General features: G+C 60.2%; 8 protein-coding genes. 4 read left to right on the forward strand and 4 right to left on the reverse strand.

The annotated features are described in order from the left end of the window. Nucleotides 1-16: 16 nt before the first annotated feature. The 3 genes from C7453_RS13310 to C7453_RS13320 all read right to left on the reverse strand — a co-directional run bounded on the left by C7453_RS13310 (nt 17) and on the right by C7453_RS13320 (nt 3435). Nucleotides 17-607 (reverse strand): polysaccharide biosynthesis/export family protein, encoded by a 591-nt coding sequence (locus C7453_RS13310; RefSeq protein ID WP_220791227.1) that lies wholly within the window; start codon nt 605-607, stop codon nt 17-19. A 46-nt stretch (nt 608-653) separates the two neighbouring features. Continuing rightward, nucleotides 654-1970 (reverse strand): outer membrane beta-barrel protein, encoded by a 1317-nt coding sequence (locus C7453_RS13315; protein ID WP_170143219.1) that lies wholly within the window; start codon nt 1968-1970, stop codon nt 654-656. A 64-nt stretch (nt 1971-2034) separates the two neighbouring features. Then, nucleotides 2035-3435, reverse strand: coding sequence for an O-antigen ligase family protein (locus C7453_RS13320; RefSeq protein ID WP_141288907.1), 1401 nt, complete (start codon nt 3433-3435; stop codon nt 2035-2037). A gap of 314 nt (nt 3436-3749) precedes the next feature. Here C7453_RS13320 and C7453_RS13325 point away from each other — a divergent pair, with 314 nt between their 5' ends. Both C7453_RS13325 and C7453_RS13330 read left to right on the forward strand, forming a co-directional pair. Then, complete coding sequence (locus C7453_RS13325) at nt 3750-4610, forward strand: glycoside hydrolase family 16 protein (protein WP_114728018.1); 861 nt, start codon at nt 3750-3752, stop codon at nt 4608-4610. Then, nucleotides 4607-5482, forward strand: a complete 876-nt coding sequence (locus C7453_RS13330; RefSeq protein WP_114728019.1) for a glycosyltransferase family 2 protein — start codon at nt 4607-4609, stop codon at nt 5480-5482. The genes C7453_RS13325 and C7453_RS13330 overlap by 4 nt, the downstream gene beginning before the upstream one ends. Nucleotides 5483-5711: 229 nt before the next feature. Here the strand turns inward: C7453_RS13330 and C7453_RS13335 are convergent, their stop codons facing one another. Further along, a complete protein-coding gene (locus C7453_RS13335) occupies nt 5712-7712 on the reverse strand; it encodes an AfsR/SARP family transcriptional regulator (protein WP_141288909.1) in 2001 nt (666 codons plus the stop codon). 1107 nt (nt 7713-8819) lie between these two features. On the opposite strand from C7453_RS13335, the gene C7453_RS13340 reads away from it, so the two are divergent. Then, complete coding sequence (locus C7453_RS13340) at nt 8820-9524, forward strand: sugar transferase (protein WP_245949026.1); 705 nt, start codon at nt 8820-8822, stop codon at nt 9522-9524. A gap of 10 nt (nt 9525-9534) precedes the next feature. Beyond that, nucleotides 9535-11766: a GumC family protein gene (locus C7453_RS13345; protein WP_114728022.1), complete on the forward strand. Its 2232-nt coding sequence runs from the start codon at nt 9535-9537 to the stop codon at nt 11764-11766. The last annotated feature ends 114 nt before the right edge of the window (nt 11767-11880 follow it).

An 11880-nucleotide genomic window follows, 5' to 3' on the forward strand; every position in this document is an offset into this window, starting at 1 on the left:
CCCTCTGGGCGGTAGATCAGAAATGACGTTCGTAAATCTTGATGACGTCGTCTGGCTTCACGTAATCCTGTGGTTCGATGCGGCCGACGACCGCGCCGCCAGGTTCCTGGCGAACGACATAGGCATAGTCCTGGAACGCGCGATAGGAGAAGCCGCCGGCGGCCGCCACCGCCTTCAGCATGGTCATGCCTGGCTGATAGGAGAATTGGCCGCCATGCTCGACTTCGCCGATGACGGATACGGGACGGTAATCCAGGACCTGCACGGTCACCCGTGCGTTGCTGAGAATATGCTGGTCCTTCAGGGTCGTGGCGACGCTCTCGCTGAGTTCCCTGGTGGTCAGCCCCTCGGCCTTGACCATGCCGATCAGTGGAAAGGCAATGCTGCCGTCGACCGGCACGCGCGCATCGGTCTGGAACTGGTTTTCGCCGAATGTCGACACATTGATCCGGTCGCCGACACCGATCGTGTAGCTTGCCGGGTCATAGCGCGGTATCGGCGTCAGATCGCCTCCGGGCGCGCAGCCGGCGAGGCATGCTCCCGTGATCACGAACGGGAAGCCGAGTCTTGCAGTACGAGCACCAAGGGTATGACGAAGCGGCAACATGTCGGAACTTCCCTGTTGAGGTTGATTGGGCGATGATCGTTTCAGGTCACAGATTTACGTCCACCCGTATCATGACGGTGTTGACGGTGAATTTTCCCGTCGTGCCCAGGACGTTCTGATTTGAGATATCATAATCGAGATTTAGCCTGAGATGCCGGTTCACGAGCCACTGGGCCGAAAGCCCTCCTCCGAAAATGGTCTGGTCGCCGCCGGCCTGCGTGAGGATGCTGCCGACGAGACGTGTCGGCGTGTTCTGGTATTGTCCTTTCTGAAAGGTGAAGTGACCGGAAAGGATAACGTCGCGCCGATACTGGTGGCTGAGGCCGAGCTGCAAATTCGTATAGGTGAAGCCGGCCACGTTTTCGAAGGCGCTGTCCTCGATCCCGTGCTGGACATCCAGTTGGAGGCGCGTCAGGCGCGAGGGTGCCCAGCTTGCCTGGGCTTCCACGATCGGAGTGGCGTAATCGGGATAAGCGGCGTTGCGGTAGAAACGACGCTGGTATCCGGCCAGAACGCGCACGTCGATCAGATGAATGGCGCTGTAATCAATGCCCGCCATAAGGGCCAGCCCGTTGGAATCGCGGCCTGGATAGCCTGCGAGGCCATGCGTGTACCGAATTTCGGTACCCCGCAGCATGACCAGCGCGCTGGCGGCTTCGGTCCAGTGATAACGGCCGGTGAGACTTTCGACTATCACTGCCCGATTACGATAGGTCTGAGGGACGGAAATGCCGATGGCCGATGGGAGGCGGGCTCCCTGATCGAATGAGAAATTCGTTATGTTCCCTTCTGGAATCAGGGAAAATCGTCCATCGCGTGCCACGGTATAGCTGAGAGCCGCCCGGTCGACCTGGTATTTCACGGGCTGGATCGTGGCAAAGCTTCCCAGCGTGTTGGGTGTCTGGACGAGATTGAGGTGGGAATAGTCGAAACCCAGCCTGTCGTTCGCGATATCGTGGTAACCGCCGATCCCGGCTGTCCAGGTCGTCTGGTTCTGCGAACCCTGGCTTGGATAGCGCAGATCGGAAACGGAAGCATTGGTGTAGAGCCGGTCCACCGACCAGTCCGAGGTAAGGCCGATCTGCGCGACGGTGGAGATGATCGCGCTCTGCCCGCCGCCGGGAAGGCGATTGGCATTGTCGATGTAGCCGACGCCCTCGTTCAGATCGCCGTTCAGCTTGAACCCGCCGAGATGCAGGCCCTGCGGCTGGAATTCCCTGCTGATACGGATCTGTTCCGAATCGACCCAGGTTTCGCCGACACCTCGCCCGATTTCGGGGAAATACTGGCTCAGGACCTGGGCGGAAGCATGGGTTGGAAATAACGGCGCGGCACAGGCGACGGCTCCTACGATGCGGTACATGCCTGTTCTGCGCATTGGTCTGTATGGCCCGTTCACGACGGGAAATCGTATTGTCACGGTGTGATCACCCACGAATGCTGGAGGGGGCGGTTCCGCGTATCCTGCCTGGGTTCGGGCTACGGCGTTCGGCGGGAGGGAAGAGGGAGGCGGGCGCCTTGCTTGCCTGTGTGCCTTCCGCCCGGGCGATGCCGGAAATCAGCAGGGCAAGAAAGACATAAAAAGATGCAGTGGTAATCGTCGGTGCGGAAAGGCATGCCGAAACCAGATAGCCCGCGAGGGCCGCGCTGGCCCCGTTGACGACCTGGATATCCTCCAGCTTCCGGTCCATCCGGCGCAATGACCTGACACGGGAGATGAGGCGCCACGCGAACCAGATGAGGCCGAGCATGCCGGGAATGCCGATTGCCGCGAGCAGGCCGGGGATCAGGCTCGACGAACGGTTATTGCCCCAGCCGACGCCGAAGCCGAACGTGTCGATGGCCGCTTGCAGGCTGTCGAGATCGGTGGAACTGCGGGCATTGTAAGATTCACTGTCCTGCTTGTTCGTCACGCTGTCGACGATCGTGCCGAGACTGGTCAGCAGGTCTGGGATCATGACGGTCACAAGGACCATGATCACGATACTGAAAATCAGGAACTGGATGGCCCGCCGCTTTATCATGGGCAGGAAGCGCTTCGCGTGGATTGTAACGCCCATGAGCACCACGATCAGCGCGCCGATCCCAAGCGTGACGATCCCTGTTGCTGATGTGGAAAGAAAAACGCCGGTAACGGCTGCGGCCAGCGTGATTCTGACAAGGGTGCCAGGGAAGTCATTGAGGATCAGCCATCCTGCACAGAAGGCGCCAGCCGCCATGTAGCCGCCAAACGCGGATGGCTCTGAAAAAGTTGCATTGATTCGGGGGAGAGAACCAACTGTTTGTTCGGTAAGGATCGACCATCCCGGATTCGAATAAAGCATGTCCGAAGGGAAGGGGACATGCGCGACATGGCTGGCGAATTGCCAGACGCCGAAACCGAAGGCGAGCAGTACGCTCGCGAAATAGGCTCGCAGGATGCTGACAGGATGCAATGGCCGCCCTGGAGCGCCCTGTCGGGTCATGTATAGCGCGACCATCACGAAAATGATGATGTTGAGAAGGAGATAAAGGTCCTGGTTGAGGTTCGCCGAGCTGGGCGTGAGGGGGGTGATGACGAAGGGAGGTGTGGATTTCTGGGGCCAGACATAGACGCGCCCTTCGAAAAAGCGCGGGCTCAGCCAGGATGTCAGGATCGCCCAGCCAGCGACGACGAGCAGCGGGATAAGAAGCGGCCAGACCCGTGCGCGGCCGGGATAGCGGGCGCCGAGCAGAAACTGCGCGCCGATATAACAAACCATTGCTATGGCCGGCAGCGTGTTGGGGGCAATGCCGAAGCCGCCGATCGTGATCGCGGCGCTGGCCTCGAATATGCCCATGATGATCATGAGCTGGATCAGCCGCTCGGGCCGATTGATCCATATGAGGCAGAGAGGCGCCAGGACCAGGAAGAAAAGCGTGATGCCCACGTGACTCCCTTCCACCGCGGCCAGGCGGCGTTGCGCATCGAACGTCCAGGGGTAATGAATCGAAAAGATGGACGAAATGCGTTGAATGTATTAACCATCGTCTACGTCCAGGCGAAGATCAAGTTTCTTTTCAGGCGCGTATCTGTCTTCCGGAATATGGAAGGGGAGGTGACCTCTGATCGGCGGGTGGCGAGGCCACATCGCAAGAAACAGTCTTTGCCCAAGGAGGCGCCATGACCATGTCCATTTCAGCGATCGTCGAAAGACTGAGGCAGCGTATCATCCCCGCGGTGGCAGGCAGTTTTGCCGCCCTGGGTGTCGGATGGGGTGGGGGCGCGCTCGGGGCCGCTCCAGGTGACGGGATCGATCTTGAAGGCAGGGCCGTGATCTTTAATGAGGAGTTCGACCATCTCAGTGTCTCGCCGCACGGACCTGATACGGTCTGGAGCGCGCATACGCCGTGGGGCGGTGATTTCGGCGATGCCACCTTCCGTGACAAGGAACCGGGTTTGCCGTTCAGCGTTCGGGACGGAATCCTTCGCATCGAGATGCGTCACACGGCGGACGGCAAATGGCAGTCTGGTTTGCTGTCGTCCGCACCTGGTTTCGGCAGCGGTTTCACTGCGCCTTACGGCTATTTCGAGATGCGGGCGCGCCTGCCGGCGGGGGACGGGGTGTGGCCTGCCTTCTGGCTGGAGGAACTGACACCGACAGGTTCGGGGAAACATGCCCTGGAAGTCGATATCATCGAGCATTACGGTCGTTTCCCTGCCGCCTATAACGTGACTGTTACGGAGCGGAATCCAGCGAACAGCCGTGAAAACCATTCGGAGATGCATACCCAGGCCGTTCCGAAAGGAAGTCTGTCGCAGGCATTCCACACATACGGTGCCGATGTGACGCCGCAATGGGTGATCGTCTATTTCGACCGCCGGGAGATCTGGCGTACGCCGACCCCGCCACGTCCGCTTGCAGGCCTCGATGTGCTCGTCGATCTCGGATTGGGCGGCGGCTGGCCGATCGACAAGACGCCGAGCCCGTCGATCATGGAAGTTGACTATGTCCGTGTTTATCAAAGCAGGAAGGCGCCATGAAGATTGTCGTCGGAATTGCCACGGCGGGACGGGCGCCTGTCCTTGCCGAAATACTTCGTGACCTCAGGGGCCAGATCCGCCAACCCGATGAAATTATCGTCTGCGCGCCATCCGATGAGGATATGCAGGGCGCGGCGGAGGCGTTTCCCGGTGTGCGCCTGATTACCGGGCCGCGTGGATTGACCCGGCAGCGGAATGCGATTCTGGCCGCTGTGCCCAACGCCGATGTCGTCATGTTCTTCGACGACGACTTTCTGGCTGAGGCGCATTACCTCCAGGCGGTCGAGAGACACATGGAGACGAACGCTCGTACGGTTGTCGTGACCGGAGCGGTTCTAGCCGACGGAATCAAGGGGCCGGGCCTTGATATTGCCGAAGGGCGGGCGATCCTGGCCGCGCGCGGAGAAGACTATGGCCCATCAGGGCCGGAGCCCGTCTTTACCGGATATGGCTGCAACATGGCGCTTCGCTTGGCGCCCATGCGCGCATTCGGCCTGTCGTTCGACGAACGCCTTCCGCTCTATGGATGGCAGGAAGATGTGGATCTTTCGCGCCGGCTGGCGGCCCATGGCGATGTGCGGCTTCTGCCGGACGCACGGGGTGTTCATCTGGGTGTCAAACGCGGCCGCAGTTCCGGGATCAAATTGGGCTATTCGCAGGTTGCAAACCCGCTTTATATCGCGGCAAAGAAGGAGGGGTATCCGCGAACGCGCGCCTGGGAGCATATTATCCGCAATCTGCTCTCCAACATTGTGAAGGCTATCCGTCCGGAACCCTATATAGACAGGCGCGGGCGCCTGGTGGGCAATATGCTGGCTTTTTTCGACCTCGTGCGCGGCCGGATGACACCGGAACGGGCGGCGACCTTATGAGGCCCTGTTTTTTTCGATATACTGATTCATGGGACGATCGCGCACAGGCATGATCCAGACAATTCTTGCCGCTATCGGCGCCTATATCGCTCTCAGCTTTCCGATTGCTCTGCTGATCGGTCGCTGGATCAAGATTTCACGCAGGAAATAACCGGCTAAGGAACAGAGGTTCCTTCGCCGGCGACTTGTCGTCACGTACAGAATGTTTCTCGTTCAGAATAAATCATTCTCATTCCGGAAGGCCCGTCAGGTGCAATGCGGTCGCGAGTTTGGTGCGGGCCCCTGCGGGGAGTGACGGATTGCTCATCATCACGCGGTGGATCGTGAGTTCCGGGTCGAGCGCCGAGAGCCGGGCAAGGATGGCGGTGCGTTCTGCACCGTTCTCTTCGGTGGTGAGTGCCACGAGATGGTAGACAAGCGCTGATGGAAGCTGAGGATAGAGTGCGGCGACCATCCGCCCGATCCGGACTGCTTCCGTGGGCAGATCGGCGAGGAAGAGGTAAAGAACCGCGCAGGGATCCATCGCGACGCTGAGCGGCTGCGCGTTTCCCGATATGCGATAATGCTTCAGAAGATTTCGTGCGGTTTCCTCTCGGCCGTTTACCAAGGCAAGGAGGGCCTGAAGCACCCGATAGGGGGCGAACCATGCCTGATCAGTGTCTTCGTCATTGCTCTTGAATGGAGAGAGCAACGCGTCGGCCGTATCCGCGTATCCGGGAATATGACAATAAACGAAAGCGAGCAGGAAGTTCCGGCTGATATTGTGCTGTGAAAGAACCGCCGCATGTTGGGCGGCTGCCAGGGCGCGCGCCACACTCGCCGCATAATCGCCTTGGAGGAACGCGTTGGCGCGGGTCATCTCCGTTACGGCGCGGGCAATGGCGACGAGTGGCTGGTTGGGGCCAAGCCATTCCGCGAATTTGAGAAGGGTTTCAGCTTCGTGTAGGGCATGAGGCTGGGCCTGTAGCAGCGTGACCAGCGCCCGGGCCGCCAATTGATCGGGAGCCAGCGCCTGGATACTGCATTTCAGAAGATGACGGGCATGGCGGAGGATGGCAGCCCATTGCGCCGACAGAACTGCCCTGGCTAGCAGGGGGGCGGCGAGGCCGGGATTCTGCCGGGTACCGGATGGCAGGGCGGCGCGTACTGTCCAGATCATCTCGCCGCCATTCTGCACGTCGATCAGTCGCAACAGCAGGGCCGGGTGTTCCTCGTTGCCTTTCACGCTGGAATGCAGGATGCCCGTGCATAGAAAATCGATCTGCTTGCCACGGAGGGCTTCGATCCAATCGCCTGTTGCATCCAGTTCGTCGCGAGGCGGCTGGGAAATAACCAGCGTAAAGGCGTCGGACCCGACGAACATCACGTTGAGCACGCTTCCCAGTTCGTCCGCCAACGTCTTCAGGGATGGGTTTTTCGTCTCGATCGGCATGAGGGTGAGACTGAGGGATCGCACTTTCGCCGAGGGAGCCGGGGGTTGAGAGTCACCTTCTCCTTCTCCGTTCTGTGGGCGTGGCCCGGTCGCGGGCGGATCAGACAGGCGGCGCAAGGTTTCGAGCGCCGGGGCACCGTTCTTCAAAGGAAAATGGCCAGCCGAAAGCGAATCGTTCGGCTGCACATGAAACTGGCCCGCCCGGGCAATCGGGGGAGGGGTCTCAGGACCAACGTCGCCTGGCATGGGGTCTTTGTCTGATGGAGAGCAGGAGGGGAGAATGCGCACCAGGCTGTCCGGGCTCACCTGGTCGGACTTCATCAGATGCTGGATATGACGGGAGAAGCGCGCTCTCTGGGTCTGGAGCCATTGATCGAAGGCTGGATCGATTCCGTTCAGGTCAGTGAACAGCATCTCCTCCGGCTCAACCGTATCGTCCAGTGCACCGAGGCCTCCGGCATATATATCCTCGACATCGACCGACGTCAGGTCTGGCCTGAGCGTTAATGTATGTCGCCCGATATCGATGATCTCGGTGCCGAAAGGCTGGAGGACGTCGAGCAAGCGATGAATTTCCTGCCGCAGGGAAGCGCGAGCAAGATCGGTCGGACGCTTGCTCCATAGAAGTTCGGTCAGGCGCTGACGCATGACGGGCTTGCGGTTGGAGAGAGCCAGAATGGCCAGCAATCCGCGTGTTCTCCGTGCGCCCGCCGGAAGAATGTTTTTGCCCGTCGGGGTCATGGCGACCATGTGCCCGATCAGTCGAATTTTTAGGATGTTCGCCCCCGTCGTCGGCACGTCATGCTAACTCCACGCTCGCGATGCGCAGGCTCTGTCGCCGGGCCGTATCCCGAGGACATGTGAAAAGCCAACTGTCGGCAACCGGCCGCCCCGCTTCTGTACAATGACCAGAAAGACAGGATACGGCGTGACGAAGATATTATAGAGAATTCTGACAGAAAAAAGGCTCCGTGCTCCAGATTGCCTCCGGATCGGTTCAGGTCGATATCGAACCTGTTGTGTTAACGGCCTTCCAAGTGTTTGGTTTCTGCGACATATACCGTTTCCTGTTCGTTTACCGTCAAATAACAATGGCGTCACAAGCCGGGGCGCCCATGCCGGTTGCGGGCCGCCCCACCTTTGGCGGAAGGACGGCAGAGGACGGAGTGGTTCGAGCGGCGTGAACATGCAACGCGGTTCCATCAACGTGGCGATCAGAGATCCTGTATGGGTTTTCATCATCCTGCCAAACTTTTCGAGCATGATCATAACCCCTTGCGTTCTCGCTATAGTCTACGCTCACGCGCCATGTCCCAGGCTGCTTTATGCGATGCCACGCCCCGCTGCCGACATAGAATAATCACGATGCTTTACCGTTGAACGTATCCATGAATTGATGGTGCGAGGAACAACGTCCAGCATGCCAGCAAGATGCAGGAAAAGGCGGATGTTTGATAATATAAGAACTGTCCAGGCCCATCGTTTCGTAGAGTAATGAAATATTACGTGAAAAAGAGAGAATTTCGTCGTTAATTTTTTGTCGGCGGTCATCGCGGATTTTTCTCGCAATCACTGCGGAACTCGCATTTGCGTGATCAGAATTTCGGCCAGAAGGGACGAGATTCAGGCATTTTCTGGCACATCAATAAAGTGATTTCAAGATTCAAACAGTATTTTAACAGACAAATAACGATGTATTAATGCATGTAATACTTACGAAAATGATTAAAAACACATTACGGCTTGTTTTTATTATTGCGCTTTGCTCATCCGCGCAGGCAACGTCCCGGTCATACCAGGGAGGTAGCGATCTGATTGAGATCACGCCGCTTCAACTTGCCTGCCAGCTTCATTCTTCGCTGATGACGAGGTGTTCGTATGTCTGGTCTGCAACAGGAAAAATTCATGGGGGCAGCCTTTCTCGCGGATGATGCGACGGTGGTTGTCCCCTATGCCGGGCTTATCGGCGTGCAAGTCGCCAGGCCCGAGAATGCTGTGCCGATCCGCGATCCGCGCAAGCGCGTGATGGATGTCATGATTGCGGCTGCGATGTTGTTCTTCGCCATGCCCGCCATGCTTGCGATCGTCGTGCTGGTCCGGCGTGATGGGGGGGCGGCGCTGTTCGGCCATAACAGGATCGGTGAGAACGGACGGATTTTCCGCTGCCTCAAATTCAGGAGCATGGTGGCGAATGCGGATGACGTCCTGAAGGAGCTTCTGGAACGGGACGAAGCCGCCCGTGAGGAATGGGCCAGCACGCAGAAGCTGCGCCACGATCCCCGCATCACGCGGCTGGGCCGCTTCCTGCGGGCGACCAGCCTGGATGAGCTTCCGCAATTGCTGAATGTTCTGCGCGGTGACATGAGCCTGGTCGGGCCGCGTCCGATCGTTCAGGCCGAGGTCGAGCGGTATGGTGAGAACATCACCTATTATTATGCGACCCGACCGGGCCTGACCGGACTCTGGCAGGTCAGCGGGCGCAGCAATACCAGCTACGCCCGGCGCGTGGCCCTCGACAGCGCCTATGTCAGGCACTGGACGTTCTGGAAAGACGTTCTGATCCTCCTGAAGACCATTCCCGCCGTGCTCCGGCACGACGGCGCGCATTAGGCGACCCGCCATGACAATACTTTCTGTCCGCGACGAAACATTCGTCGGTCCGCCGCCCCTGCCGCTTGCGGCAGCGCCGGCGGAGCATGTGCCCCTGGGAAATGCGCTGGTCATCATGCGGCGCAGGAAATGGACGGTCATGTTGATCACGGCCGGGCTGTTCATTCCCCTGGCGAGCGTGATCTTTTCCCTCCCGCGCTATTATGAAACCCAATCCTCGCTTCTTGTGGATACGGGAAAGACGGAATTTACCGACCTGCAGGCCCATGGCGGCGCGGTAAGCGGCGACACGCTCATGATCCATACCCAGACCGACATTCTGCTTTCGCGGGATATGGCGGGAAAGGTGGTCGATCGCATCGACCTCGTCCATCGACCAGAGGTCCAGCAGATCATTTATCCGCCCGCGCCGATGCCCGGCCCGTGGGGCGTGTTCGACATGGTTCGTCATCGCCTGGGCCTTGATCGTGTCCGCCTACAGTTGCTGACGCGCGCAGAGCAGCGTCAGGTCGCGGTCGACTGGCTGCTGCGGCATGTCACGGTCAGGAATGACGGGCGCTCGTACACGCTCGCGATCAGTGCCAAGACGAACGACGCCGCGCTGAGTGCGCGGATCGCGAATGCCTACGCCTCCGCCTATCTGGATTTCATGCGTGATCTCAAGATCACCACTGTCGCCCACGCCCATGAATGGCTGAACGAACAGATCGGGGCGCTTCAGGCCCGTGTGGCCAAGGCCGAAAGCCGGGTCGAGGAATTTCGTCGCGCGCATGGCCTGGTTCTGAGCCAGGAAGTCTCGCGCGATGGCGACCAGACGACTCTGACGGGTCGTCGGATGAGCCGCGTGGATATTGCGCTGACCGAGGCTTCCAACAAGCTCGCCGAGCAGCAGAGCGCCTACGACCAGGTGCAGGCGGCGCGGCGCAGCGGGTCTCTGGGTGCGTTGCCCGCCGTGGTGGCCTCTCCGCTCGTCCAGCGTCTGTCTGGCGAACTCGCGGAACTGGAAAAACAGCGGGCTGGCCTCGGGACGACGGATATGTCGGAAAGCCCGCGCCTGCGCCAGCTCGATTCCTCGATTGCCGGGCTTCGTGCCCAGCTTGGCGCGGAAGAGGGCCATATCGCCGGAAGCCTGCGGGCCCAGGTCGAGGCGACCCGCGCACAGGTCGCCACGCTGGAGGCGCGCGTGCGTGACCTCAAGGGGGCGGTCGCGGGTGAAAACGTGGCCGAGGTGCAGCTTCGCCAACTCGTCAGCGAGGCAGAGGCCGCCGAAGTGGTCTATCGCGACTATCTGACCCGGTTCGAGCAGACATCCGCCCAGGCGGCGATGCAGGAGCCCGATGCCGTACTGATTTCGTACGCGCAGACGCCACTTGGTCCGTCGGGCCCGCATCGGGGACAACTGACAGGTGCGGCGGGCCTTCTTTCGCTCGCGCTGGGCTGTTTCGGTGCGATCATGCTCGAAAGGCTGAGGCCGGGCGTGCGCACGCTGGAACAGCTTGAGCAGAAGACGACATTGTTTCCGCTCGGGGTCGTTCCCTTCGCCGGCCGCGAGCGCCGGCCGCTCATGGAATACCGGACATCGTCCTACACGCTCTCGGTCGATCATATCAGCAACATGCTGCGTCATGGCGACGACCGGTTCCGCGCGCAGGCTGTCTTGGTGACGTCCGCCCTGCCGGGGGAAGGCAAGACGTTTCTTTCCGTCGCCCTCGCCGCGAGTACCGCGCGGAATCATGGGCGGGCGCTGATCATCGACGCCGACATCCGCCGCAGCCAGGTCGGCCTGTCGATCCGTCCGACTTTCCGGCCGCCGCAGGGGGACGGCCCGAATGGATCCGGCCTGCCGGGGATCACGCGCGACATCATGCAGAATGTCGACCTGATCACCCTGCGCGGCGCGCGCTCCAACGGGAGTGGACGGTATCTGCTGGACCTGAAGCAGCTTGGGGCGATCATTGCCGAGGCACGGAATCTCTATGATCTGATCCTCGTTGACATGCCGCCGGCGCTGGTCATTCCGGATGCGGCTTCCGCCGGGCGGCTGGTGGATGGCGCGGTCATCGCCGTGCGGTGGCAGCGGACCGAGATGGATGCCGTGCTGACCACCCTTCGCCGGCTCCACGCATGCGGCGTGCGCGTGCTGGGCGGTATCCTGACCCAGGCCGACATGAACGATCTTGGACGGGAAAGTGGCATGCATGCCTATCTGGCGCAGGATCTGGACGGCTATGACCGCGCATGAGGCGCGGGAACGCCCCGTCTATCTGAACGGCCGTTTCCTGCGGCAGGCGCTGAGCGGTGTCCAGCGTTTTGCCACCGAAATTTCCGCCGGACTTGTGCGGCAGGGAATCATTTC

The organism is Gluconacetobacter liquefaciens (genome assembly GCF_003350405.1).
Classification (GTDB): domain Bacteria; phylum Pseudomonadota; class Alphaproteobacteria; order Acetobacterales; family Acetobacteraceae; genus Gluconacetobacter; species Gluconacetobacter liquefaciens.